26 protein-coding genes are annotated in these 24,973 nt (G+C 60.1%); 14 read left to right on the top strand and 12 right to left on the bottom strand.

Annotation, left to right across the window (positions count from 1 at the left end; translation table 11 throughout):
* The 3 genes from livM to ACQKP2_RS21165 form a co-directional block, all read left to right on the top strand.
* A partial coding sequence (livM, locus tag ACQKP2_RS21155; RefSeq protein WP_427579174.1) for a high-affinity branched-chain amino acid ABC transporter permease LivM occupies positions 1–843 on the top strand: 843 nt, incomplete at its 5' end.
* Positions 840–1,607, top strand: coding sequence for a high-affinity branched-chain amino acid ABC transporter ATP-binding protein LivG (gene livG / locus ACQKP2_RS21160; RefSeq protein ID WP_427579176.1), 768 nt, complete (start codon positions 840–842; stop codon positions 1,605–1,607). The genes livM and livG, both read left to right, overlap by 4 nt.
* Positions 1,608–2,309, top strand: a complete 702-nt coding sequence (locus ACQKP2_RS21165; protein WP_015093834.1) for an ABC transporter ATP-binding protein — start codon at positions 1,608–1,610, stop codon at positions 2,307–2,309. It abuts the gene before it with no gap.
* Between the two features lie 234 nt (positions 2,310–2,543).
* On the opposite strand, the gene ACQKP2_RS21170 is transcribed toward ACQKP2_RS21165, so the two are convergent.
* On the bottom strand, positions 2,544–3,452 hold the full coding sequence (locus ACQKP2_RS21170) for a LysR family transcriptional regulator (RefSeq protein WP_427579177.1): 909 nt from the start codon (positions 3,450–3,452) through the stop codon (positions 2,544–2,546).
* A gap of 105 nt (positions 3,453–3,557) precedes the next feature.
* On the opposite strand from ACQKP2_RS21170, the gene ACQKP2_RS21175 reads away from it, so the two are divergent.
* The 3 genes from ACQKP2_RS21175 to ACQKP2_RS21185 all read left to right on the top strand — a co-directional run bounded on the left by ACQKP2_RS21175 (position 3,558) and on the right by ACQKP2_RS21185 (position 6,593).
* Positions 3,558–4,157: a short chain dehydrogenase gene (locus ACQKP2_RS21175; protein ID WP_427579179.1), complete on the top strand. Its 600-nt coding sequence runs from the start codon at positions 3,558–3,560 to the stop codon at positions 4,155–4,157.
* A 59-nt stretch (positions 4,158–4,216) separates the two neighbouring features.
* On the top strand, positions 4,217–4,885 hold the full coding sequence (locus tag ACQKP2_RS21180) for a COG3650 family protein (RefSeq protein ID WP_427579180.1): 669 nt from the start codon (positions 4,217–4,219) through the stop codon (positions 4,883–4,885).
* A gap of 94 nt (positions 4,886–4,979) precedes the next feature.
* Positions 4,980–6,593 carry an NAD(P)/FAD-dependent oxidoreductase gene (locus tag ACQKP2_RS21185; RefSeq protein ID WP_427579182.1) on the top strand — a complete coding sequence of 538 codons (1,614 nt, stop codon included), beginning with the start codon at positions 4,980–4,982 and terminating at the stop codon, positions 6,591–6,593.
* 129 nt (positions 6,594–6,722) lie between these two features.
* Here ACQKP2_RS21185 and ACQKP2_RS21190 read toward each other — a convergent pair whose 3' ends face one another.
* Positions 6,723–7,817 carry a PLP-dependent cysteine synthase family protein gene (locus ACQKP2_RS21190; RefSeq protein WP_427579183.1) on the bottom strand — a complete coding sequence of 365 codons (1,095 nt, stop codon included), beginning with the start codon at positions 7,815–7,817 and terminating at the stop codon, positions 6,723–6,725.
* 249 nt (positions 7,818–8,066) lie between these two features.
* Between ACQKP2_RS21190 and nhaA the strand changes: the two genes are divergently transcribed.
* The 3 genes from nhaA (at position 8,067) to ACQKP2_RS21205 (ending at position 11,056) form a co-directional block, all read left to right on the top strand.
* Positions 8,067–9,254, top strand: coding sequence for a Na+/H+ antiporter NhaA (nhaA, locus tag ACQKP2_RS21195; RefSeq protein WP_427579185.1), 1,188 nt, complete (start codon positions 8,067–8,069; stop codon positions 9,252–9,254).
* Positions 9,255–9,441: 187 nt separating this feature from the next.
* Positions 9,442–10,791: an S-type pyocin domain-containing protein gene (locus ACQKP2_RS21200; RefSeq protein WP_427579186.1), complete on the top strand. Its 1,350-nt coding sequence runs from the start codon at positions 9,442–9,444 to the stop codon at positions 10,789–10,791.
* A gap of 10 nt (positions 10,792–10,801) precedes the next feature.
* Positions 10,802–11,056 carry a bacteriocin immunity protein gene (locus tag ACQKP2_RS21205; RefSeq protein ID WP_427579188.1) on the top strand — a complete coding sequence of 85 codons (255 nt, stop codon included), beginning with the start codon at positions 10,802–10,804 and terminating at the stop codon, positions 11,054–11,056.
* A gap of 186 nt (positions 11,057–11,242) precedes the next feature.
* Here ACQKP2_RS21205 and ACQKP2_RS21210 read toward each other — a convergent pair whose 3' ends face one another.
* A complete protein-coding gene (locus ACQKP2_RS21210) occupies positions 11,243–11,707 on the bottom strand; it encodes a glycine zipper 2TM domain-containing protein (RefSeq protein WP_090317129.1) in 465 nt (154 codons plus the stop codon).
* 167 nt (positions 11,708–11,874) lie between these two features.
* Between ACQKP2_RS21210 and ACQKP2_RS21215 the strand changes: the two genes are divergently transcribed.
* The gene (locus ACQKP2_RS21215) at positions 11,875–12,111 is read left to right on the top strand and encodes a hypothetical protein (protein ID WP_427579189.1); all 237 of its coding nucleotides are present in this window, start codon (positions 11,875–11,877) and stop codon (positions 12,109–12,111) included.
* Positions 12,112–12,116: 5 nt separating this feature from the next.
* Here the strand turns inward: ACQKP2_RS21215 and pdxH are convergent, their stop codons facing one another.
* The 5 genes from pdxH to dinG all read right to left on the bottom strand — a co-directional run bounded on the left by pdxH (position 12,117) and on the right by dinG (position 19,977).
* Positions 12,117–12,764: a pyridoxamine 5'-phosphate oxidase gene (pdxH, locus tag ACQKP2_RS21220; protein ID WP_427579190.1), complete on the bottom strand. Its 648-nt coding sequence runs from the start codon at positions 12,762–12,764 to the stop codon at positions 12,117–12,119.
* Between the two features lie 24 nt (positions 12,765–12,788).
* On the bottom strand, positions 12,789–13,760 hold the full coding sequence (locus ACQKP2_RS21225) for an OmpA family protein (RefSeq protein WP_427579191.1): 972 nt from the start codon (positions 13,758–13,760) through the stop codon (positions 12,789–12,791).
* Between the two features lie 112 nt (positions 13,761–13,872).
* Complete coding sequence (locus ACQKP2_RS21230; protein WP_427579192.1) at positions 13,873–15,018, bottom strand: serine hydrolase domain-containing protein; 1,146 nt, start codon at positions 15,016–15,018, stop codon at positions 13,873–13,875.
* Between the two features lie 205 nt (positions 15,019–15,223).
* Positions 15,224–17,737 (bottom strand): beta-agarase, encoded by a 2,514-nt coding sequence (locus ACQKP2_RS21235; RefSeq protein WP_427579193.1) that lies wholly within the window; start codon positions 17,735–17,737, stop codon positions 15,224–15,226.
* 95 nt (positions 17,738–17,832) lie between these two features.
* Entirely contained in the window at positions 17,833–19,977 is a 2,145-nt protein-coding gene (dinG, locus tag ACQKP2_RS21240) for an ATP-dependent DNA helicase DinG (RefSeq protein WP_427579194.1), read from the bottom strand.
* 99 nt (positions 19,978–20,076) lie between these two features.
* On the opposite strand from dinG, the gene ACQKP2_RS21245 reads away from it, so the two are divergent.
* Positions 20,077–20,541 (top strand): CopD family protein, encoded by a 465-nt coding sequence (locus ACQKP2_RS21245; RefSeq protein ID WP_427579196.1) that lies wholly within the window; start codon positions 20,077–20,079, stop codon positions 20,539–20,541.
* A 47-nt stretch (positions 20,542–20,588) separates the two neighbouring features.
* On the opposite strand, the gene ACQKP2_RS21250 is transcribed toward ACQKP2_RS21245, so the two are convergent.
* The 4 genes from ACQKP2_RS21250 to ACQKP2_RS21265 all read right to left on the bottom strand — a co-directional run bounded on the left by ACQKP2_RS21250 (position 20,589) and on the right by ACQKP2_RS21265 (position 23,269).
* Positions 20,589–21,347, bottom strand: a complete 759-nt coding sequence (locus ACQKP2_RS21250; protein WP_427579197.1) for a collagen-like protein — start codon at positions 21,345–21,347, stop codon at positions 20,589–20,591.
* Entirely contained in the window at positions 21,340–21,618 is a 279-nt protein-coding gene (locus ACQKP2_RS21255) for a DUF1145 domain-containing protein (protein WP_427579199.1), read from the bottom strand. Before ACQKP2_RS21255 ends, ACQKP2_RS21250 begins: the two co-directional genes overlap by 8 nt.
* Positions 21,619–21,767: 149 nt before the next feature.
* A complete protein-coding gene (locus ACQKP2_RS21260; RefSeq protein WP_427579201.1) occupies positions 21,768–22,484 on the bottom strand; it encodes an OmpA family protein in 717 nt (238 codons plus the stop codon).
* 89 nt (positions 22,485–22,573) lie between these two features.
* Positions 22,574–23,269, bottom strand: coding sequence for an OmpA family protein (locus tag ACQKP2_RS21265; protein ID WP_427579202.1), 696 nt, complete (start codon positions 23,267–23,269; stop codon positions 22,574–22,576).
* A gap of 190 nt (positions 23,270–23,459) precedes the next feature.
* On the opposite strand from ACQKP2_RS21265, the gene ACQKP2_RS21270 reads away from it, so the two are divergent.
* From ACQKP2_RS21270 to ACQKP2_RS21280, 3 genes are read left to right on the top strand one after another with little or no spacing between them, the layout of a single operon-like run.
* Positions 23,460–23,957, top strand: a complete 498-nt coding sequence (locus ACQKP2_RS21270; protein ID WP_427579203.1) for a DUF6231 family protein — start codon at positions 23,460–23,462, stop codon at positions 23,955–23,957.
* A 4-nt stretch (positions 23,958–23,961) separates the two neighbouring features.
* On the top strand, positions 23,962–24,438 hold the full coding sequence (locus ACQKP2_RS21275; RefSeq protein WP_427579204.1) for a YchJ family protein: 477 nt from the start codon (positions 23,962–23,964) through the stop codon (positions 24,436–24,438).
* A gap of 44 nt (positions 24,439–24,482) precedes the next feature.
* Positions 24,483–24,968, top strand: coding sequence for an LEA type 2 family protein (locus ACQKP2_RS21280; protein ID WP_427579205.1), 486 nt, complete (start codon positions 24,483–24,485; stop codon positions 24,966–24,968).
* Positions 24,969–24,973 lie beyond the last annotated feature (5 nt).

Below are 24,973 nucleotides of genomic sequence, written 5' to 3' on the forward strand. Positions count from 1 at the left end.
CTGCTCGACCTGGGTTATGTCGGCTTCTACGCCGTAGGCGCCTACAGCTATGCGCTGCTGTCGCACTACTACGGCCTGAGCTTCTGGATCTGCCTTCCAATTGCTGGCCTGATGGCGGCAACCTTCGGCCTCCTGTTGGGCTTCCCGGTACTGCGTCTGCGCGGTGACTACCTGGCCATCGTGACCCTGGGCTTCGGTGAAATCATCCGTCTGTTCCTGCGTAACCTGACCGACCTCACCGGTGGCCCGAACGGCATCAGCAACATCGAGAAACCGACGTTCTTCGGCCTGACCTTCGAACGCAAGGCCGCCGAGGGGATGCAGACGTTCCATGAGTTCTTCGGCCTGGAATACAACTCGATCAACAAGGTGATTTTCCTTTACCTGGTTGCGTTGTTGCTGGCCCTGGGGGCGCTGTTCGTCATCAATCGCCTGCTACGCATGCCGATTGGCCGTGCGTGGGAAGCGCTGCGTGAAGACGAGATCGCCTGTCGTGCCCTGGGCCTCAATCCGACCGTGATCAAGCTGTCGGCCTTCACCCTGGGCGCCAGTTTCGCTGGTTTTGCCGGCAGCTTCTTCGCCGCACGCCAGGGCTTGGTAACACCGGAGTCGTTCACCTTCATCGAGTCGGCAATCATTCTCGCCATCGTCGTGCTGGGGGGAATGGGCTCGCAGTTGGGTGTGATCCTGGCCGCCGTGGTGATGATCCTGTTGCCGGAAATGATGCGTGAGTTCAGTGAGTACCGCATGTTGATGTTCGGTGCCCTGATGGTGTTGATGATGATCTGGCGTCCACAAGGTCTGCTGCCGATGCAACGCCCACACATGGAGCTGCGCAAATGAGCCGCGAGATCCTGAAAGTCGAAAATCTGAGCATGCGCTTTGGCGGTCTGCTGGCGGTCAATGGTGTTGCTCTGACCGTGAAGGAAAAACAGGTGGTTGCACTGATCGGGCCGAACGGCGCGGGTAAGACCACTGTGTTCAATTGCCTGACCGGTTTCTACAAACCGAGCGGTGGCAACATCCTGCTCGACGGAGAACCGATCCACGGCCTGCCGGGCCACAAGATCGCCCTCAAGGGTGTGGTGCGTACCTTCCAGAACGTGCGGCTGTTCAAGGACATGACAGCGGTCGAGAACCTTCTGATCGCCCAGCATCGCCACCTGAACACCAACTTCCTGTCCGGCCTGTTCAAGACCCCGGCGTTCCGCAAAAGCGAACGCGAGGCCATGGACTACGCCAAGTACTGGCTGGACAAGGTCAACTTGCGCGAGTTCGCCAACCGTCCTGCCGGCACCCTGGCCTACGGTCAGCAACGTCGTCTGGAGATCGCCCGCTGCATGATGACCCGCCCAAGGATCCTCATGCTCGACGAACCCGCCGCCGGCCTGAACCCGAAGGAAACCGAAGACCTCAAGGCGCTGATCAGCGTGCTGCGTGAAGAGCACAATGTCACCGTGCTGCTGATCGAACACGACATGAAACTGGTCATGAGCATTTCCGACCACATCGTCGTGATCAATCAGGGCACGCCCCTGGCCAACGGCACGTCGGAACAGATCCGCGACAATCCTGAAGTGATCAAAGCCTACCTGGGGGAAGCGTAAATGCTGCAGTTCGAAAACGTTTCCACCTTCTACGGCAAGATCCAGGCCCTGCACAGCGTCAACGTCGAAGTCCGCCAGGGCGAGATCGTGACGCTGATCGGCGCCAACGGTGCCGGCAAGTCCACGCTGTTGATGACCCTATGCGGCTCGCCTCGTGCCCACAGCGGCAGCATCCGCTACATGGGTGAGGAACTGGTCGGCCAGGACTCCTCGCAGATCATGCGCAAGAGCATTGCCGTGGTACCGGAAGGTCGTCGGGTATTTTCCCGCCTGACCGTGGAAGAAAACCTCTCCATGGGTGGTTTCTTCACCGCCAAAGGCGATTATCAGGAACAGATGGACAAGGTCCTCGGACTTTTCCCACGCCTGAAAGAGCGCTTCAATCAACGCGGTGGCACCATGTCCGGCGGCGAACAGCAAATGCTCGCCATCGGTCGTGCGCTGATGAGCAAACCCAAGTTGCTGTTGCTCGACGAACCGTCGCTGGGCCTGGCACCGATCATCATCCAGCAGATCTTCGACATCATCGAACAGCTGCGCAAGGACGGTGTGACAGTGTTCCTGGTCGAGCAGAACGCTAACCAGGCGCTGAAAATCGCTGACCGTGCCTACGTACTGGAGAACGGTCGCGTCGTGATGCAAGGCACCGGTGAAGCACTGCTGACCGACCCGAAAGTGCGTGAAGCCTACCTCGGCGGCTAAGCCTTCGCGGTAAACAAAAAAACGGCCCTTAACGGGCCGTTTTTTATGCCTGCAAAAATCCCTGTGGGAGCGAGCCTGCTCGCGATAGCGGTGGGTCAGCTAAATCTACTTTGGATGATCGTTCCCACGCTCCGCGTGGGAATGCCTCAATGGACGCTCTGCGTCCGCTTTTGGGACGCAGAGCGTCCCGAGCTGCGTTCCCACGCGGAGCGTGGGAACGATCAGGTACTGGAGTCAGAGCCGAGCCAACGCCTCCCCACTGCGCTTGAACCACTCCATCAGGTAGTCCGCCAGTACCTGCGTACGTTTCGGCAGGCCACCCTGATAGGGATGCACCAGGTACATCGGTGTACTCCGAGTCTGATAATCACGCAGAAGCCAGCGCAATCGCCCGTCAGCCAATTCCGAAGACAAGGCGTAGGACGGTAAGCGCGCTATACCGGCACCAGCCAGTGCAGCCTTCTTCAACAGGTTGTAATGGTTGCTGGCGAACGGTCCTGACACCCGGACCCGCAATAATTGGTGTTGTTGGTGATATAGCCATTCTTCGCGACCGCTGTAATGGCTGTTGAGCAGACAACGGTGTTCGGCCAGTGCCTGGGGCGTTTGCGGCTCACCATGCTGTTCCAGATAGGCCGGGCTGGCGCAGGTCATCTCGTGCCAGGACAACAGAGGACGTGCCACCAGACGCTGATCAATCGCCACGTCGGAGCGAATCGCCAGATCGAAGCCATCGCGTGACAAATCACGGTAGCTGTTGTTGAGCTCCAGTTCGATCTGCACCTCGGGGTACTTGGCCGAGAACTCCAGCAGCAAACCATCGAAGAAGGTCTCCCCCAGTGACACCGGAACCGTCATCCGCACGGGACCGGCCATGTCGTCCTTCAACCGTGCCAGCGCCTGACGCGCCCTTTCGGCCTGCACGACCAGGGCCTGCGCCTGTGGCAACAACGCCGCGCCAGCGGCCGTCAGGCTCAAGCGCCGCGTGGTGCGTTGCAGCAGGACCACCGCAAACTGCGCCTCCAACTGGCTGATGCGCTTGGACAACTGCCCCTTGCTGCATCCCAGTTGCTGGGCGGCCAGGGTGAAACTACCCGCTTCGACCAACACCGCGAACGCTGCCAGATCATCCATTTCGCTCATGGATTGTTTCCATTAGAAAACCAAAGGTTGCCCATTAGTGCGCTTATCAACAGAAAAAACCAACCTAAACTGAAGCCACATCCAACCCAACAGAGGCACGGCAACATGAAAATTCTTTTGATCGGCGCAGGCGGCACCATCGGTTCGGCCATCGACAAGGAACTGTCGCAACGCCACGAAATCGTGCGCATCGGTCGCAACAGCGGTGATTTTCACGTCGATATCAGCGACAGCGCCTCGATTCGCAAACTGTTCGAACAAACAGGCAAATTCGATGCACTGGTGTGCGCCGCCGGCAACGTGACGTTCGCGCCATTGGGCGAGATGACCGAAGAAAGCTTCGCCCTGGGGCTCAAGGACAAACTCATGGGCCAGGTCAACCTGGTGCTGATCGGCCGTGAATACGCCAACGACGGCGCCTCGTTCACCCTCACCACCGGCGTACTCAGCCACGACCCGATCCGCAGCGGCGCTTCGGCTTCGCTGGTCAACGGCGCCCTGGACAGCTTTGTCCGCGCTGCTGCCATCGAACTGCCGCGCGGGCTGCGGGTGAACTCGATCAGCCCTACAGTCCTGGTCGAAGCCATGGGCAGCTATGCCCCCTACTTCCGTGGTTACAAGCCAGTTCCGGCGGTTGATGTGGCATTGGCCTACGCCAAAAGCGTTGAAGGCCTGCAAACGGGCCAGACCTTTCATGTGGGCTAACCCCTTGTGACGAACGGTCAGGCTGAGTAACGTGGCGGCACTTGTCAGGAGACCCCAAGATGCGTGTTGCCCGTTCCCTAGTTGTCGTTGCCCTGCTTCCGCTGTTCGCCGCTTGCCAGTTGCTTGACGTCGGGCAGCAGAGCGCATCTCCTGCAGGTCAGACCCGCATGCAAGGCCAGTTGACCGCAGCGGACGGCAAGCTGGTGTTCCAGCCGTGCAACCAGCCAGGCCGGTATGTGGTCAACGATACGGGCGGTACCAGTGTCCTGCAGCAAGCCGCTGACCTTGCGGATAAACAGGGCAAGCTGTTCGCCGACCTGCGCGGGCGGATTGTGGCCGACAGTGGCGGTGACGGCCGGCTCGACCTGCAACAGCTATACCGCGTCGAACGCTCGAACACTGCTTGCGAAGACCCCAATTTCAAACTGTTGATCCTGCGAGCGGCCGGCCACAACCCCGAATGGAGCGTGAAAGTCAGCGGTAAAGGCATGGCCATCGAACGCGCTGGCCAGCCTTCACTGGCGGTGCCCTATGTTGAAGAGCAACTCGGCGATGGCCGCTTCAACCTCACCAGCGAAGCCAACAATCAGCACATTGAACTTTGGGTCGCGCCGCAACGCTGTGTCGACAGCAGCACCGGCAGCATCCAGCACATGAGCGCCGAACTGCGTATTAACGGCCAGGTGCAACGCGGCTGCGGGTATTTCGGCGGTTCGCGCGACGACTGATCGTTTAAACCTCACGGGACCGGACTTTGCGGCTTATAATCGCCGCCTTCAAACGCCTTGGCGCAGTTGTGCGCCCCGCGAAACGGATCCCGTCATGTTACGAATCACCGAACTCAAGCTGCCGATCGACCATCCTGATGAAGACCTGCGCCCTGCCATCGTGCAGCGCCTGGGAATCAACGACGAGGACCTGCTCGACTTCACCTTGTTCAAGCGCAGCTACGATGCGCGCAAAAAGTCCTCCGAGCTGTGCTTCATCTACACCATCGACCTCACCGTTCGCGACGAGGCTACGGTGCTGCGCAAGTTCGCCGATGACCGTAACGTCAGCGTGGCACCGGATGTCAGCTACAAATTCGTCGGCCAGGCGCCGGCCGACCTGAGTGTACGCCCGGTCGTCGTCGGCTTCGGCCCGTGCGGTATTTTCGCCGGCCTGGTGCTGGCGCAGATGGGCTTCAAGCCGATCATCCTCGAGCGCGGCAGCGAAGTGCGCCAACGTACCAAGGACACTTGGGGCCTGTGGCGCAAAAGCGTGCTCAACCCCGAGTCCAACGTGCAGTTCGGTGAGGGCGGCGCGGGGACATTCTCCGACGGCAAGCTCTACAGCCAGATCAAGGACCCGAAGTTTCTTGGCCGCAAAGTCCTGCACGAGTTCGTCAAGGCCGGCGCACCGGAAGAAATCCTCTACGTCAGCAAACCGCACATCGGCACGTTCCGCCTGACCGGTGTGGTGGAAAACATGCGTGAACAGATCCGCGCCCTGGGCGGTGAAGTGCGCTTCCAGCAGCGGGTGACCGACGTGTTGATCGAGGACGGGCAACTGGTCGGCGTCGAACTCAACGGCGGCGAGCAGATCCATTCGAAACACGTGATCCTGGCCCTCGGCCACAGCGCCCGGGACACCTTCCGCATGCTGCACGGTCGCGGCGTGTACATGGAGGCCAAACCGTTTTCAGTGGGTTTCCGCATCGAACACCCACAGTCGCTGATCGACCGCGCACGCCTTGGCAAATACGCCGGCCACCCGAAACTCGGTGCCGCCGATTACAAACTGGTGCACCACGCCAAGAATGGCCGTTCGGTCTACAGCTTCTGCATGTGCCCGGGCGGTACGGTGGTGGCGGCGACTTCCGAGCCGAACCGTGTGGTCACCAACGGTATGAGCCAGTACTCGCGCAACGAACGCAACGCCAACTCAGGGATCGTTGTCGGGATTACTCCCGAAGTCGATTATCCGGGCGGGCCGCTGGCCGGCATCGAGCTGCAGGAGCGCCTGGAATCCCACGCCTATGTGCTGGGCGGCAGCAACTACGAAGCACCGGCACAACTGGTCGGCGACTTTATCGCCGGCAAACCGTCCACCGCCCTGGGCAGTGTCGAACCGTCCTATAAGCCGGGCGTTGCCCTGGGTGACCTGGCGCTTGCCCTGCCGGCCTTCGCCATCGAAGCCATTCGAGAAGCCTTGCCGGCGTTCGAGAAGCAGATTCGCGGTTATTCGCTGCACGATGCGGTGTTGACCGGGATCGAGACCCGCACCTCTTCACCGCTGCGCATCACGCGTAACGAGCAATTACAGAGCCTGAACGTGAAGGGCCTGTTCCCGGCCGGTGAAGGTGCAGGTTACGCCGGCGGGATCCTGTCGGCGGGTGTGGATGGTATTCGTATTGCCGAGGCGGTAGCCCGAGACATGCTCGGACTCGACGCTTGACCTGCTTTTTGTAGGAGCGAGGCTTGCCCGCGAAGAAACTGACGCGGTCTGTCTGAAAGATCGAGTCGATTTCTTCGCGGGCAAGTCGGATCGCCGCACCGCTCGCTCCTACAGGTTCTGTGACCGACTTCAGATGTTTGCGCGCAGCACCGATGCCGGCAGCGGCTCACCGCGCTCGACACTCCCCGCCACCACCGCCATCAAGCCACTCAACTCGTACCCCTGAGCCTTGAGCCACTTCTGGTCGTAGTAAGTGGTGGCATAGCGCTCGCCGCCATCGCACAGAATCGCCACGATCGAGCCCGACTCCCCCGCCGCTTTCATCTGCTGTGCTGCGATCAAGGCGCCAATCAGGTTGGTCCCGCTCGATCCACCGACATGCCTGCCCAACCGCTCGGCCAGGTAGTGCATAGCCGCCAGCGACAACGCGTCCGGCACCTTGACCATCGCGTCGATCACCTTTGGCAGAAACGACGCTTCCACCCGTGGGCGGCCAATGCCTTCGATTCGCGAACCGTGGTCCAGGCGCAGGCTGGCGTCACCGGTCTGGTAGTAGTCGAAGAACACCGAGCGCTCGGCATCGGCACACAGCACGCGGGTACAGTGCTGGCGATAACGTACATAACGCCCCAGGGTCGCGGTGGTGCCGCCGGTGCCGGGGCTGGAGATCAACCAGCTCGGTTCCGGATGTTTTTCGAAACGCATCTGGTGGAAGATCGACTCGGCAATATTGTTGTTCGCCCGCCAGTCGGTGGCGCGTTCGGCGTAGGTGAACTGGTCGATGAAATGCCCGTCGTGCTCGCGCGCCAGACGCTCGGATTCGGCATAGATCTGCGTCGGATCCTCGACCAGATGGGTCTGGCCACCGTAGAACGCGATCTGCGCAATTTTCTCCCTGGACGTACTGGCCGGTACCACCGCAATGAAGGGCACCCCCAGCAATCGGGCGAAATAGGCTTCGGAGATCGCCGTCGAACCACTGGAGGCTTCAATCACCGGAGCGCCGGGCTTGAGCCAGCCGTTGCACAACGCATAGAGAAACAGCGAACGCGCCAGCCGGTGTTTGAGGCTGCCGGTGGGATGGCTGGATTCATCCTTGAAATACAAGTCGATGCCTGGGAACCCCGGCAGCGGCAAAGGGATCAGGTGAGTGTCGGCACTGCGCTGGAAGTCAGCTTCGATGATCCGGATGGCTTCGCGGGCCCACTGTCGGTTATCGCTCATTGATGTTGGTCTCGTTGGAGCAGAAAGGAGATCAGTCTCCCAGGATTGTTCTTCTTTCAGCTTAGGAAAAAACCTACATCAAACACAGGTACAGCTGGGGTTCAATACGGCCGGCAACTGCTAGGCTCAGGTCGGTGCCGGCAAGCGCCTTGTAACGACATATAACAAAAAAGAATATAACTTTTGTTTTAACAACTAACGGTACGGGTTAGGGTGTCCCACCTTTTTGATCCTCGAAGGAGAGCGCCCTTGCCTCTGCGTAGCACTTTCACACGTTTCTTTCAGTTGGAAGCTGCCAGCGGTCTGCTATTGATCGCTGCGGCCATGCTGGCCTTGATCATCAACAACTCCTCGCTGTCCTGGCTGTACAACGGCCTGCTCGATACGCCTGTGGTGGCCCAGATCGGCGCACTGAAAATCGCCAAGCCGCTGCTGCTGTGGATCAACGATGGGTTGATGGCACTTTTCTTCCTGCTGATCGGCCTGGAAGTGAAGCGCGAGGTACTTGATGGGCAATTGTCCAAGCCGTCCCAGATCGTCCTGCCCGGCGCCGCGGCGATTGGCGGCATGGTGGTGCCGGCGTTGATCTACTGGTTCCTCAACCGTGACACGCCAGCAGCCCTCAACGGCTGGGCGATCCCCACCGCCACCGACATCGCCTTCGCCCTGGGTGTGCTGGCACTGCTGGGCAAACGGGTTCCGGTCTCGTTGAAACTGTTCCTGATGACCCTGGCAATCATCGATGACCTGGGGGCGATCATCATCATCGCGATCTTCTATTCCGGTACGCTGTCGACCCTGTCGCTGGCACTGGCCGCCGCGTGCATCGCCGCATTGATCGGGATGAACCGGCTTGGCGTGGCCAAGCTCGGCCCTTACATGATCGTCGGCCTGATCCTCTGGGTCTGCGTACTCAAGAGTGGTGTACACGCCACGCTGGCAGGCGTAACCCTTGCCTTCTGCATTCCATTGCGCACGAAAAATGCCGAACCTTCGCCGCTGTTGACCCTGGAGCATGCCCTGCATCCGTGGGTGGCCTACGGCATCCTGCCACTGTTCGCCTTCGCCAATGCCGGCCTGTCCCTGAGCGGCGTGACCGTGGAGAGCTTCACCCACTACGTGCCGATGGGCATCGCCATCGGCCTGCTGCTGGGCAAGACGCTTGGCGTATTCGGCCTGACCTGGCTGGCGGTGAAGTCGGGCATCGCCGCCCTGCCCCAGGGCGCCAATTGGGGTCAGGTACTGGGCGTGGCCATCCTCTGTGGTATCGGCTTCACCATGAGCCTGTTTGTCGGTTCATTGGCGTTTGAGCCAGGTGTCAGCGAGTACGCCGGGATGGACCGTATGGGGATCCTGACCGGTTCGATACTCGCCGCGCTGATCGGTTACGCGGTGACGGCGATGGCGAGCCGCAAAAGCACCGCACTGGTCTCCTGACAAACAGCGACAAGTCCTAACGTCATTCCAGACGTGTCCTACAGCCACCATCAAGCACCTTGGTTAACGTCGCGCAGCCCCCAAAAGGGGCTGCCGATGGACCTGTAGCGAGGTGTAATTCATCCCCTGTAAATGGGGACGATTGATGAGCCCGCCAGGCGTACATGCCCAAGACCATGGAGTGTCAATGAAAAAGCTGGGATTTCCCGAGAGCCCGGACTATTTGCCGTTACCAAGGAAGCAGCCTACTAAAGAAGAGAATCAAGCCCTTCAAGAGGCTTATGCCGCTGTCCTGGCCGCAAACCATCGGCGCGAGACTGAAGCTTTTGAGCGCCAGGAGGCACAAAGGCGTACCCCGCCCTCTCCTCAGCCCCGAGGGTGCGTATTTGCAAAGTCCTGCAACTTGCCTGATGGAATTATCAACTTCAGTAACACGACAGGCTTTATCCCCACTGATCCTGCCGACGCGTATGGCGCGATCACACTGCTGGGTGGGCGTGAGACTGATAGCACCGGGAACATACCACTCAAAAAAATCAGTGGTGGAGCCCTTCCTGCTTCACTGGGAACACTTGCCCTGGGCGGAACGGCTATCACTTCTGCCGGAGCCTCGTGCGGCGGACTCTGCATGGGGGCTGCCGCCGAAGCCACTGGAGTGGCCACTGCGGGGGTTGCTGCCCATGCCTTGGCTGGAGTGGTGGCACTCCTCTGGCCGTCGAGTTTGGGTGATAGCAGCCTATACACAGACGAACAACTCCAATCGCTTGAACAAGCTCGTACACGGGTTCGATTGCAGGTCGAGCAACAGACTGATGGCACCTTGAAGGGGTACGGGTACAACACGCAGAAACGCACCGATTGGGAAATGATTCCTGTCGTCCAGTTCGTCCGACAAGGTTCCCAACAAGTGGCTGACTTTGGCGATGGTGTAACCCTCATATGGACGCCCGCCGTCGACCCTTCCAACACCTCGGGGATTCCCCCACTGGAAGCTGCACCACAGGCCCCACACATCTGGATTTATCCGCCCACTGAACAAGCGGATAACATCATCGTCAACCCGATCTACCCGCCCGAGTACAAAGATTTCATTCTGGTGTTCCCGGCTGACTCTGGAGTCCAGCCGCTCTACATCGTGATGAATGTTCGCGTGAAGCCCGGCATAGTCACAGGGCAAGGACAGGATGTGACAGGTGTCTGGCTTGCTGGGGCTGGTATTGGACTTGGTGCACCAATTCCTACAAGGATTGCGGATCAGTTACGAGGCAAAAAATTTGGCACTTTCGATAGCTTCAGGCAAGCATTTTGGAAGGCAGTGGCCGGAAGTGGGCTGGTGGGTCAATTCACGGATAATAACGTTGATCGCATGCGTGAGGGCAAAGCGCCGAAGGCGCGATACCGAGACAGAACAGGAAAACGCAGCTCGTTTGAATTGCACCATACTGACGAAGTAGCCAGGGGCGGAAATGTCTACGATGTTGATAATCTTAGCGTCGTAACCCCTAAGCACCACATCGACATTCACAGAAACGGATGACCCAAGACAATTGAAAGATAACATTGCCGACTTTACAGAAACCGAGTTCATTGGGTTCATGGAAGAGATCCTGGCTGCCAACAAAGCAACCACAGACGATGTGCTGGATAATCTTTTAGAACGATTCTGTGAAATCACTGGCCACCCAGATGGCACAGACCTCATCTACTATCCCGAAGATGGTTCAAGCGGCTCAGCGGAAGACGTTACGCGGGTGGTAAAGGAATGGCGTGCTGCTCAGGGCTTGCCAGGATTCAAAGAATGAACAGGACGACAGCTCCAACAGGGCACGAATTCTCGGCTGAAATTCCGATGCAGTTCTGAATTGCCAAACCGAATATACGAAAATGCAACAGGCACTAAAAACCCCGACCCGGTGGACTGAATCGACGATCAATACATCGCCGATTCCTTCCACCCGATCGGGGTTTTCTTTTACCCGAATTCGCGCTTAGTGCGAAACGCGGCTGGTGCCACCGACGGTGGAGATACGCACACGCTCACCCACACGGAACACTTCGTTTGGCTGAACTTCCTGGACGTAGGCGCGCATGCTGCCGTCGTCTTCGCGAACGGTGATTTCCACGCCTTGGGTACGGGTCAGGCCTTCTTCGGCCGCCGAGCCCACCAGGCCGCCGGCGACTGCGCCGATGACCGCAGCGACGATACTGCCCTTGCCGCCACCGATGGCGCTGCCGCCAACACCACCGACCACTGCGCCGGCTGCACCGCCGATCGGGGTTTTGGTGCCTTCGATTTTCACTGGACGCAGGGATTCGATGGTGCCCATGCGAACGGTCTGCACACGACGCGCCTCGTCACGGGAGTAGGAGTCACCGGTCAGGCTCGATTGGCAACCAGCGAGCAACATCGCCATCGTGGAAAAGGAAGCAACCAGCAGGACAGACTTACGCATAGCATCAACTCCAAAGGACAAGTAATCATTAAACGCTGCAGCTTGATGCCTGTCACGGTATGGCTCTGATAAAACTGCTTTGATTCAGGCCATGTACAGACATCTTCACGAATTCATCACAAAGTAGCGGCAAATCCCGCCATTTGCGCTGCAGGCACAGGAAATTCATGGACTACTTTATCATTGTCGTCACCACCGTTGCCGGTCTGTATTTCCACTGGTGGCTGTACGTAAGGATCAAACGCTGGATGGATCGCGATCTGGCGCTGGCTCTGGCCGGTAACGACGAACGCAAAAAAGCGTTCATGCTCCAGCAACTGGCGAACGCTCACGTGCAAAAGATCAAGCGGAGAGACCTGCCACAATGGCTCGAAGCCGCGGCAGCAGGTTATCCCGAACGGTAGACGGCTTAGGGTGCCAGGCGTTCCAGAAGCCAGTCGGCGCCCAATAGGCGATAGTTGAGGCGGTCGTGCAGGCGACTCGGGCGGCCCTGCCAGAACTCGATGCGCTGCGGCACCAGGCGGTAACCCCCCCAATGTTCAGGGCAGTGAGGCTGGCTGTCGCTGAATCGCTGCTCTGTATCCTTGAGCAATGCCTCCAGCTCACCTCGATCGGCGATCACCCGGCTCTGCGGTGATGCCCAGGCACCGAGTCGGCTGCCCAGCGGGCGAACCTGGTAGTAGGCGTCGGACTCTTCAGGCGTCACCTTCTCCACCCGTCCTTCGATGCGCACCTGACGCTCCAGTGTCGGCCAGAAAAAGGTCATGGCCGCGAACGGGTTCGCAGCCAGCTGTTGCCCCTTGGCACTGTCGTAGTTGGTGAAGAAGGTAAAACCCTGGGCATCCAGCCCCTTGAGCAACAGGATGCGACAGTGCGGCCGACCGTCCTGGTCGACAGTGGCCAAGGTCATGGCATTGGCTTCCACCGGTGCCTGCTCGGTTTTCACCGCGTCGGCGAACCATTGATGGAACAGCGCGAACGGCTCGGCCGGGGCTTGCGCCTCGGTCAGGCCGTCGCGGGTGTAATCGCGGCGCATGTCAGCCAGTGCCTTGGTCATGTCACATTCCTTTTGGTTAGCGGATCACTTCTTTGTGGTATCGGCGTCAGCGACTTTTTTCGTGTCGGCAGAGGCTTTGGCCGGCACTGGCTTTTTCGCCGGTGTCGCGGTCTTGGCCGGTGCTTTCTTGGCGGTGGCCTTCTTGGCCGGCGCCTTTTTCGTGGCTGGCACTGCAGCTTTCTTGGCCGCCGGGGCCGGGGTTACGGGCTTGACCTCTGGCTTGGCTGCTTGTGTGGCAACCATGGTAACCGGCGCCGGAGCCGGCATGTTGTACTTGCTCAGCAAGGCCACCATGGTGTTCTGTGGCGTCACCAACAGTTCCACACGACGGTTCAAGGCACGCCCTTCTGCACTGTCGTTGGCCGCACGCGGGGCTTCGCCGCCCATGCCGCGCAGCATCAGGCGATCGCGCTGCAGGCCGCTGAGACGGAAAATCGCCGCCACGGCTTGAGCACGTTCCTGGCTCAGCTTCACGTTGGCGGGTGCGGAGCCTGATGTGTCGCTATGGCCAAGTACCAGTACCGCTGTCTTGGGGTCGGCTTCGAGGATTTTCGCCACACGGGTGAACGGGCCGAGCGTGACCGGCAGCAACATGGCCGGGCGATCAGGGTTGAACGAACTTTCGACCGGCGCCGTCACCACCAGCACGTTTTCACGGCGCTCAAGTTGCAGATTACTGTCCTTGATAGCGGTGCGCAGGCGCGGCTCGTAGTCATCCAGCCAGGCCTGGGTGACTTTCGGATCCGGCATCGGCACGGCTTTGGCGGTGCTTTGTTCTTTACCACCGAATGGCCACCACCACTTGCCGCCAGACTCGGCATCCGCCTTGGCCACTTCGACAGGCTTGGCTTCAGGTTTTACTTCCGGTTTGGCAGCGACCTTCTCGGAAGAACTGAACGGCCACCAGCTACCGCCGTCCGCGTCACTTTTCGGATTCTGTGCGCAGCCGGTAATAGCGAAGCACAGTGCCAGGGCGAGAGTTGGTTTGGTTGACATTGGATATCCACAAAATGAAGTCATAAAAATCAGGCCGTTACGACCTGCACAAACAATGGGTTTGAAACTGAAATGGTCTTCGGGTTCCGAACCGGCAGCCCCAAAGCAGGATTTACAGACAAGCGGCCAGAGCCCGCACCAGCTTTTGCGCGCGCGGATCCATCAAGACGTACGGTCCCAGGGTGTTTGTCACAAAACCGAAGGCGACATCGTACTCCGGGTCTGCAAAGCCTATGGAACCTCCGGCGCCCGGATGCCCGAATGCTCGCGGTCCCAGGCCGTATGTGGCGTTGGGTACATCCGACTGATCGAGCATGCAACCCAGGCCGAAACGGGTCCGGGTCAACAGGGTTTTGTCTTCGCCAACGCTGTGCTCGCGCGTCAGCTCGTCGAGCATTTCGCTTTCCAGCAGGCTGCCATCAAGCAGACCGGCGTAGAAACCGGCCAGGCTGCGTGCGTTTCCGTGGCCATTGGCCGCCGGTTGTTGCATGCGCCGCCATTCCGGTTTGTTGGTGCTGGTCAGCACCGAAGGCGGGTTGGTGAACGCCCGGGTGGTCATGGCAGTCGGTTCGCGCATCGTCACCTGGAGCAGGCGCTGGGCGGCGGCATCGCCGACGTTGCCCTTACCGCGAGCGATGTGCGCCACGCGATGGAATTCTTCATCGGCCAGGCCCACGTGAAAATCCAGCCCCAGTGGCTTGGCCACGCGCGCCACGATGGACTCGCCCGGCCCGCGACCGTCGGCGCGCCGCAGCAGTTCGCCGATCAGCCACCCGTAGGTGATCGCCGCATAGCCATGCCCTTGACCCGGTGTCCACCAAGGGGCCTCGGCAGCCAGGACATCGACCATGGCTTGCCAGTCGTAAAGCGCCTCGGGCGGCAGCAATTGACGCAACGCCGGCAGGCCGGCCTGATGGCACAGCAGCTGGCGCAGGGTCACGGATTCCTTGCCGGCGGCGGCGAATTCTGGCCAGTAACGGGCAACCGGAGCGTCCAGTTGCAATTTGCCTTCGGCGACCAGTTGCAACGCGGTAACGGCTGCGAAAGTCTTGGTGCAGGAGAACAGGTTGGCGATGGTGTCGCTATGCCAGGCTTGCGCGCCATCCTTGTCGGCAGTGCCAGACCACAGGTCGAGTACGGTTTCTCCGCCGATGCGGATGCACAACGCCGCGCCACGCTCCTGGGGATCGTCGAACAGCGCTGCGAACGCCTCACGCACTGCCTCGAACTTAAGCTCGTAATGACCCTGAATCTGCACCCGCAACTCCCCTGACAACGCAAAACAAAGTGGCCCGCATTGTTCCAGCCCTTGAGGTTTTTGGGAACAGGGGCGGGCCGGGTGGTCACTTTGATATTCGCGGTGATGCTGATGACGCCATCGCGAGCAGGCTCGCTCCCACAGAAAAAACGCATTTCAAAGTGGGAGCGAGCCTGCTCGCGAAAAACGATGACGCGGTTAAATCTTAATGGCCTTTACCGGAATGCCCACCAGCTCCCTTCCCCGGTCCTTTACCGGCCTCGGCCTGGCGCCCACCTTCAGCGTCGGGGCTGGCCTTTTCACCTTCGGCGGCGGCCTTCTGCGCCTCCTTGCCCAACTGATCGACGGCCGCCAGGTTGCTTTTGCGTACACTGTCGACAAAGCCTTGGAATGGCAGGTCGGTAATGCCCACCAGGCCAAAGTGACCGTTTTCGCCATCCAGCAAGCGCCCGGTCACTGGCTGATCCAGATATTGGAACCAGTGCACACCGACAATCGACGGTTCGCTCAGCGCCTGCTTGAGGAAGTTGGCGTAGGCCGGGCCTCGGTCCTCCTCCTTGGCCAATTGCGTCACGCCGCCCCAGAATGGGCCACGGTCGGTCGAGCCGAAGTTGAATTCGGTGATCAGTACCGGTTTGTCGAGGCTGCGCAGTTTGGCGAAGTCATAACCGTCCTGCGGTTGCAGGGTGTACAGGTTGAAACTCAGCACGTCGCAATATTGGGCACAGGACTCAACGGCCTCCGGTGTGCTGATGGCAAAGCGGCCACCGAGCAACAACTGGTTGGGCGCGTGCCACTTGAGCGAGTCGGAAATGGTTTTGAAGTAGGTATCGGCGAAGACTTTCTGGAAATACTTGAAGTCCGCTTCGATTTCCGGATGTTCGGCGCTTGGCAGCGGCGGCACGAAACCTGGGTCTTCCATCAGCTCCCAGGCCGGCAGATCGATACCCCAGGCTTTGGAAAGACCCGCCTGGTTACGGTACTTGTCGCGCAGTTGCTTGAGGAAAGCACGCTTGGCCGGAACATCGGTGGTCATTTTCAAGGTGCCGTAGGCCAATGCGTAACGGGACTTCGGGTCATCGCCAGGACCGGCCCAGGCCAACTCGTTGTCAGCGAAATAGCCGATCAGCCAGGGATCGTCGCGATGATCGCGAGTGGCGATGGCCACGGCACGTTCGGTGGCCATGGCGAAACGCGGGTCGAACGGGTCGGGCATGCCTCCCCACCAGTCGTTGCCGGTACTGATGCTGGTGTAATCGCCGACGATCGACAGCGGCAAGGTGTACGGCACGCGCTCGGCGTCCCCCAGCACCGGCGCACTCCAGTTACCGATGGTGTTGAAACCCCAGGCTTGCAGGCGATCCAGGGTCTGGCCGGCCCAGCGCTTTTCATCGACAACCGCTTTGCAGGGTTGCATCGGCGCCTGTTCGAGTGCTCGCGCCGCCGTCGCTTGATCGGCATCGGACCTGACGGCTTCGGCGACACCGGCTTCGGCCGTCGAAGGGACGACCGTCGGCTCGGCGGCCTTCTGCGCCGTAGCCTCTGCTGCGTCGTCCTTCGCCGCAGCGGCGACCCCGGCCCTGGTATCGCTGCCCGGCGCACAAGGTGAACCATACAGACGCTGCAGGTTGGCACCATAGAAGTCGTACCAGGATCCGAAATTGAAACCCCGACCCTGATCGACGCCATTGCCACCACGGCTGTCACCTTCGCCAAAGTGCCTGGCCAGCGTTTCACCTGGCTTGGGCAGGGATTCGAACATCCACTCGCGACCGGCCACGTAGGTCTGATTGACGTCAGGCGCTACGGTATTGATCCCCAACGAATAGAACGGGTGGCCTTGCGGTGTGACCAGATACCAGCGGCCATCACGCTTTTGTGTATGGAAAAAACCGCTGGTCTTGAAAGTCGGACCCTGGGTCCAGCCACCATACTGATCCAGGGGTGCCTTTTCGCGCTCGGCCAGCCAGGTTTTCAGTTGTTGCCGCTCTTTGGCGGCGGCGTTCTTGAGTTGTTCATCGCTGCTGACCTTTTCCGGCCAGCGGGCCCGTGTCGATTGCCCATAGGCATCGACCAGGGCGCCATAAACGGCATGGGTCACCGCCTCGGCGTCCTGCACACCGAAACGTTCGAGCAAAATGCTCTGGGCCGCTTTCGGCTGATCCATCGACACGCTCACCGACACCACCTGGCTGCGGTCCAGCTCACCGGCACTGCTGGCCAGCAGGATGCGTTGGCCATCGACCGTCATCGGCATCGGCGGCCCTGCCTTCATGCCCTGACTCAGCGGCGAGGTCGGTTGCAGCGGTACCAGCAGGGTTTGCGCCGGACCGGCCGGCAGGTCGATGCGACTGACCAGGGTCTTGCCATCGTTGCTCTGGATCGTCACGTACAGGGTTACAGCCCAGTTCATGGCACTCTGAATGCGCAGGCTCATGACACCCGATTGCGACCAGTCCCAGGCCCCGGACTGCGGTGTCAGGCGCAGCGTCGGGCGGGCGACCGGATTGAATGTCACCCGGCGCAGCACTTCGCCTTCGGGGGTTTGTTCGGCGTTGGATTGCGGCAGGCTCGCGTCCTGAGTCGTCACCTGGACCACGTCGGCCGGACGCACAAAGTTGAACAGTGTCTGCTGGGCAGCGGGCGCCGCCAGCAAGGGCGTTGTGCATAGCAGGGTAAAAGCGGCAGGTAACGAACGGCGCAGCGAACGGCGAATCATGAGTACGAAACTCTCCCTAACGACCTCATCAGGCCAGTGAAAAAGCGATGGCAGAGAGATAGACAACGCGATGGGCAGTTTTGCCCATCGGTGCATCAGGAAATTTCACGGCGAAATGGCGGCAACGCATTGAGGATCGCCTTGCCATAACGCTGGGTCACCAGGCGTCGGTCGAGCAAGGTAATGGTGCCGCGGTCCTCTTCAGTGCGCAGCAGACGGCCGCAGGCCTGGACCAGTTTGAGCGAGGCGTCGGGGACGGAAATTTCCATGAACGGATTGCCTCCCCTGGCTTCGATCCACTCGGACAATGCCGCTTCGACTGGATCATCGGGCACCGAGAACGGAATCTTGGCGATGACCACGTGCTCGCAATACGCACCGGGCAAGTCGACACCCTCGGCAAAACTGGCCAGGCCGAACAACACGCTCGAATCACCGCCATCGACCCGCGCCTTGTGCTTGTTCAGGGTCTCCTGCTTGGACAGGTTGCCCTGGATGAACACCTGCTTGCGCCAGTCGCGGTCGAGGCCGTCGAATACGTCCTGCATTTGTTTGCGCGAAGAAAACAGCACCAGCGAGCCTCGCGAGCCCTCCACCAGTTCCGGCAGATCGCGAATGATCGCCGCCGTGTGCGCCGCCGCATCGCGGGGATCGGCATTCAGGTTCGGCACTCGCAGCAAGCCGGCATCGGCATGATGGAACGGGCTCGGCACCACGGCGGTCACGGCTTTTTTCGGCAGGCCTGCGCGCATGCGGAACCGGTCGAAGGTGCCAAGGGCGGTCAATGTCGCCGAGGTCACCAGTGCACCGTAAGCCACGTTCCACAAATTGCGCCGTAGCATTTCCGCCGCGAGGATGGGGCTTGCGTTGACCTCGATGTCGAACAACGAGCCACTTTCGGCCAGGGTCAACCAGCGAGCCATGGGCGGATTGTCTTCCGGATCTTCGACGGTGAACGCGGTCCACAGCTCCCAGTTGCCCGAGGAACGCGACAACAGGCTGCCGAACAGTGGGTACCATTCCTCGGCCTGGTTGCTGGCAATGCCGATGTTGACCTCACCATCCATGCCTTCCTTGAGCAAATCGGTCAGGCGCGTGAACAGATCGGTCAGGCGAGCGAAACCCTTCTTCAACTCGATGCCCATTTCGCGCATGTGCTCGGGAATCACCCCGCCGACGAAACGGTGACGTGGTCGCTCGCGGCCCTCGACGTCTTCGCCGGGTTTGAAGTCGGCGATCTGCTCGCACGCGGTGAACATGAACTGCTGCTGGGTCTTGATCTCCCGCGCCAGCTCCGGCACCTGCTCTATCAGCTTGCCCAGATCGCCGGGTAACGGGTGTTGGGCCAAAAGCTTGGTGAGGTTCTTGGCGGTGGTTTCCAGCCAGTCGGCGGTGGAGCGCAGGCGCGTGTAATGGGCGAAATGGCCGATGGCCTTGTCGGGCAGGTGATGCCCTTCGTCGAACACGTAGATCGTGTCGCGCGGGTCGGGCAACACGGCACCGCCGCCCAGGGCCAGGTCGGCCAGCACCATGTCATGGTTGGTGACAATGACATCGACCTTACCCATGCCCTCGCGGGCCTTGTAAAAGGCGCACTGGCCGAAGTTCGGGCAATGACGGTTGGTGCACTGGCTGTGATCGGTGGTCAGACGCGCCCAATCGGCATCTTCCAGGGCATTCGGCCAACTGTCGCGGTCACCGTCCCATTTATTGCCGGCCAGTTTTTCGATCATGCTGGTAAACAGTTTCTGGCTGGCTTCATCGACCTCGATCTTGAAGCCCTCTTCTTCGAACAACTGCGCCGTGGCGGTTTGTGCATGACCTTCCTGGAGCAGCATGTCGAGCTTGGACAGGCACATGTAGCGCCCACGCCCCTTGGCCAGGGCAAAACTGAAATTCAGCCCGCTGTTGCGCATCAGATCAGGCAAATCCTTGTAGACGATCTGCTCCTGCAGGGCCACGGTGGCCGTGGCAATGACCAAACGCTTGCCTGCAGCCTTGGCCGTGGGAATGGCCGCCAGGCTGTAGGCCACGGTCTTGCCGGTACCGGTGCCGGCTTCCACGGCGACAACCGCGGGCTCGCCGCTACGCCGACCTTCATCGTCGGTGTCGATGTCGCCGAGGACCTTGGCGACTTCAGCGATCATCAGGCGTTGGCCGTAGCGTGGCTTGAGGCTCTTGGCTTCGAGAAAACGCGAATAGGCGCCCTGAATCGTAGTTTTGAGTTCGGTGCTGATCATGGATTGTCGGGCGCAAAAAACGCTGGATAAATTTTCAGTGGTTTGGTTTGGTCGCTATCATACCCCGCTAATCAATCCCGCGCAGAACGGAGTACCCCAATGACCGGTTTCAGTCTTGTTTATTGCCTGCATGTCCTCGCCGCGCTGGTGTGGGTGGGCGGCATGTTTTTCGCCTGGATGGTCTTGCGCCCCGCGGCGATCAAGGCACTGGAAGGCCCTGCACGGCTGAAGCTGTGGCTGGAAGTGTTTCAAGGTTTTTTCCGCTGGGTCTGGGCCGCGGTCGTGCTTTTGCCCATCAGTGGAGTGGGCATGCTGAATCTGCACTTTACCGGGTTCGAAAACGCGCCACGCTATGTGCAGATAATGATGGGCTTGTACGTGGTGATGACTGCGCTGTTCATCCGTATTCAGGGGTTGATGCTGCCGGAGCTGCGCTCGGCTGTTCAAGCACAGGATTGGCCGGCCGGGGCGGCGGTGCTGGGGAAAATTCGTCGGTTGGTAGGGATCAATTTGTTGGTAGGTCTGGCAGTGGTGACGATTGCTGCGACTCGACTGGCCTTTTAAAAGCTTCGCGGGCAAGTCGGATCGCCCGCGAAGACTATCGCTGAGGGTTACAACCGCTGCACCGTCACCGCCCCTGCGGCGCCTGCAGGCCCGGGTTGCCCGTCAAGGCCAGGCTTACCGCTCTTGCCGCCATCGGCTTTGTAGATAAAGCAACCCTTGGCCTTGCCACCCGCTCCCGGCTTGCCGCCCGGGCCGGCCAGGCCACCGGCTCCACCGGCCACCTGAACCTTGATCTGATCGGCCGGATAGTCCCGCGGCACGGCCAATTTGACCAAGGCCCCCGGGGCCCCTGGCTGACCGTTACTGCCGTCACTGCCATCGGCACCCTGCCCCGCCTGGCCCCAGGCACATCCCGGTGCCTGGCCATTGGCGCCGTCGAGGCCGACGTAACCCGGCGCACCGGCACCACCGCGAGCGTCCACCAGCAATTGCCGCGCATTCAGGGTCTTGATCTGCAGGTTCAGATTGCGTCCGGCACGGGCAGCCTTCTGATAGGTACCCGGCGCACCACGCGAGGTGATCTGGCTGCCTTCGGATAACTGGGCACGGCTGACCTTCAGCTCCAGCGGCTGTTCGCCGGGCACGATCGTGAGCCGCGCCTCACGCCCCAGATGCAGTTCGCCTACCGTGATTTCGGTGACGTTCGAGGGAATCAGCAAGGTGCCGTAATCGGCCACTTCCAGGCGTTCCAGTTGCAGGGTGCTGGCCGTATTGGGCAGACGCATCAGCGAGTTGGTTTCGACGTTCACCACCTGGGCGCAGGCCAATGGGCTGATGAATGCAGCGAGCAGACAGAGTTTACGCATGGGAAGCCTTCGGTGCGGCGGGAGTAGGAATGGATTGCAGGTGGAAAACGCCGAAAATCACGATCTTCAGACGGTCGAACCAGGGATGGGCACGACCTTTGAGGCTGCGATTGCACAGCAGCACCTCAAGAAGATGGAGAACCGCCAACAGGCCGCCGGCCAGGTTGACCAGCAAGTGCAGCGGATGGACAAACGGCGTGAGCAGGTTCACCAGCACCACCGACCAGAACAGCAGGGTCAACAGCTTCCCCAGCCCCCAAAGCACCTTCATACGCCCCCCAAATGAATATTATTCTTTGCGCGCACAGTAACGGCTTCCACGCGGGATAAGCCAGAGGGCAAACGAAAAATCTTCATTAAGATCGCCGAACGGCCGTCGAAACGCTGCAATTACTCCATCGACGGCTCTATTTCGCGGTTTTAGCGATTGATGTGCAATTCCACGCGACGGTTCTTCGCCCGACCTGCATCCGTTTCATTGTCGGCCACCGGCTGACTTTTCCCCATGCCTTCGCTGGTCAGCTTGTTGGGCGCCACGCCCTGACTCAACAGGTATTGTGCGACGCTGCTGGCACGTCTTTGCGACAGCGCCAGGTTGTAGTCATCCGATCCGACATTATCGGTATGCCCCACGACCTTGATGCTCACCACATCGGCATCGAGCAGTTTGCCCATGATCGAATCGAGCTGGCTCATGGCGGTCGGGGTCAAGTCGGACTGATTGAAGGCGAACAGGACATCGCCAGCATCGCTCAGGGTGATGACTTCAGACGCCGCCGGAGCAGGTTTCTCGCTGACCGGGTATTGCGGCATCGGGCAACCGTGATGCTCCACGGGTGTATTGGCCGGCGTGCCGGGGCAAAGATCACGCCGGTCGAAAACGCCATCGCCGTCTTCGTCGCCGTCCTGTGCGTAACAGATCAAACCACCGCTCAAGATTCCGAGCGCCGCTCCACCGGCCGCCCAACCGCCACTTTCGATAGCACCCAGGCCTCCACCGACCAGCCCGCCGATGACGCTGCAGATCGGCCAGTTGCGTTGATTGAGGGGGGCAGTGCCATCGCTGTGAGTAGCGCAACCGGTCATCAGGCTGCCAAGCAGCAGAACCGGCAGGACGGTCCGTGTGAGTTTGCTCATTTTGAAAGCTCCTGTGTCACCGGCCGGTGCCGGTTACACAGGAGTAAAGACCCGCATCCACGACTGCACAAGCCGCGGATGCGTGGGACTCAACGTTGAATTTTGATTTCCGTGCGACGGTTCTGTGCACGGCCGTCGGCGGTTTTGTTATCGGCAACTGGCTGGCTTTCCCCGGCACCGGTTACAGACACAAAGTTGCTGCGCGGCACGCCTTGTTCGATGAGGTACTCAACCACGGAGTGAGCGCGTTTATCCGACAGTTTCTGGTTGTAGGTATCGCTACCCACGCTGTCAGTATGGCCAGTGACGGTCAACCTGGCAGTCGGAGCTTCCGCTTTCAAACGAGTGGCGATCTTATCGAGAACCTGTTTGTCAGACGCGGTGAGTGTCGCTTTGTTGAACTGGAAGTGAACATCGCGGATGACAATGGTCTCTTCCTTGACCACCACGGCTTCTTCAACCACTGGAGCTGGCGCAGGTGGCGGGCAGCCATTGGCATCGACCTTCACGCCTCGAGGCGTACCCGGGCACTTGTCGCGGCTGTCCGGCACACCATCGCCGTCTTCATCGCCGTCACCGTGAACCCAGCAATAGGCCGCTGCGGTACCACCGACAATCAGTGCACCATAACCTGCCCAGGACGAACTCTCGGTTGCCCCGAGACCCGCACCTACAACACCGCCGACAGCCGCACAGGTCGGCCAGTCGGTTTTCTGCAAACCTGCACAACCAGTCAATACACTGGTTAGCAGAACCAGGGGTAATGCTGTCCGAACTATGCTCATCTAGTTTTCTCCTGAAGGATCGGCTTGGAACCGATTCAGGGAGTAAAGACCGGAGTTTTAATCTCCGCCAGCAATAGGCCACTGCTGTTTTTCATAGCCTTCATCGCCGATCGTTACTTGCATGAAAAATCCGCTCTAGGATCGAACTTGCAGGCAGGCTAGTCTTGGCGCAACTGATTGAGGAACTTCAATGATTGCAGGTATTTCTTCGCGCACGCCCCAACAGGCGCTGGCCGCATTGCTGGACCGATATGCCCCCGCGCGGCTGTTGTTGATCGGCGCCAGCGAGTTCCCGGCGCTCGATGCTTTCAAAATCGCGCACCCTGAAAGCGACGTTGCGCATGCAGCACCCGGCGCCTTGCCAGTCGATCTGGCGGCTCGTCGCTTCGACCTGGCGCTGGTGGTCGATTGCCTCGAACACCTGCCCAAGCGTGATGGCCTGAACCTGCTGGGCGGTATTCGCAACCTCAATGCCAGCCGCATCGCGGTACTGGCCGATTTGCCGGCCAGTGGCTGGCAGGAAACGGACTTCTTCTCCCTGGCCCTGCAAGCCAGCGAGCGCTTCCAGCGCGACGAGCAGGTGCTGACGCTGTTCACCTACGATCTGCTCGACTACAAACAAGTGCCCGACTGGCTCAACTCGCGCTTCTGGGCCAACCCGGAAAACTTCGGAAAATATTGGTGGTAAAGCAATGAGTACATCCATTTGCCCGTGCGGCAGCGGCACCCTGCTCGATGCCTGCTGTGGTCATTACCATGCCGGTCACCCGGCGCCTTGCGCCGAAGCCTTGATGCGCTCGCGCTACAGCGCCTATGTATTGGGCCTGATCGATTACCTGGTGGCCACCACCCTGCCCGCCCAACAGGCCGGACTGGATCGGCAATCGATCAGCGACTGGAGCGCCCAGAGCACGTGGCTGGGGCTCGATGTCGAAAGCTCCGAGGTGCTCGGTGGCCAGCCGGAACATGCCTTCGTCACGTTTACCGCACGCTGGCACGACGGCAGTGGCGAACACAGTCATCGCGAACGTTCTTCCTTCGTCCAGAACGCCGGTCGCTGGTACTTCATCGACCCCACCGTTCGACTCGACATCGGGCGCAACGATGCGTGCCCTTGCGCCAGCGGGCAGAAGTTCAAGAAATGCTGCTCGGGTTATTTCGGCAGTTGAATTAATGAGGGGAAGCTAGACTGGGCCTCAAAAGGAGTCACACCATGCTCAGTCGACGGCGAACACTTCAGACCCTCGCTTTGCTCCTGCCTCTCTCGCTCAATGGCTGTGCTTCCTGGTTCAGCAGCGATGCGCCGGACCCGGAAGTCCATCTGGTCAGGGTTGAAGTGGTACGGGCCAAGCTGCTCGAGCAGCGCTTCGTGCTGCATTTTCGCATCGATAACCGTGACGACAGTGATTTGACCGTTCGCGGCCTGGAATATCGGGTCCACCTGGGCGACATACTGCTGGCCGAGGGCGAGCATGAGCACTGGATTACCGTGGGCCCGAAAGCCAGCCGTTCCTACAGGGTGCCGATCCGTACCAATCTGTGGCCCAAGGTCAAGGACCTGGTCAAACAACTGAAAAGCCCCGGGCACTCCATTCCCTATCGTCTGGAAGGCGAGATGGAAACCGGTTTATTCATCGCTCACTACGTGCACCTGGAGCGTAATGGCGTAATAATCCCCGCCGATCTAATACCGGAGTAACACCA

Origin of the sequence: Pseudomonas sp. NPDC089569 (assembly GCF_050280625.1) — a bacterium.
Classification (GTDB): Bacteria; Pseudomonadota; Gammaproteobacteria; order Pseudomonadales; family Pseudomonadaceae; genus Aquipseudomonas.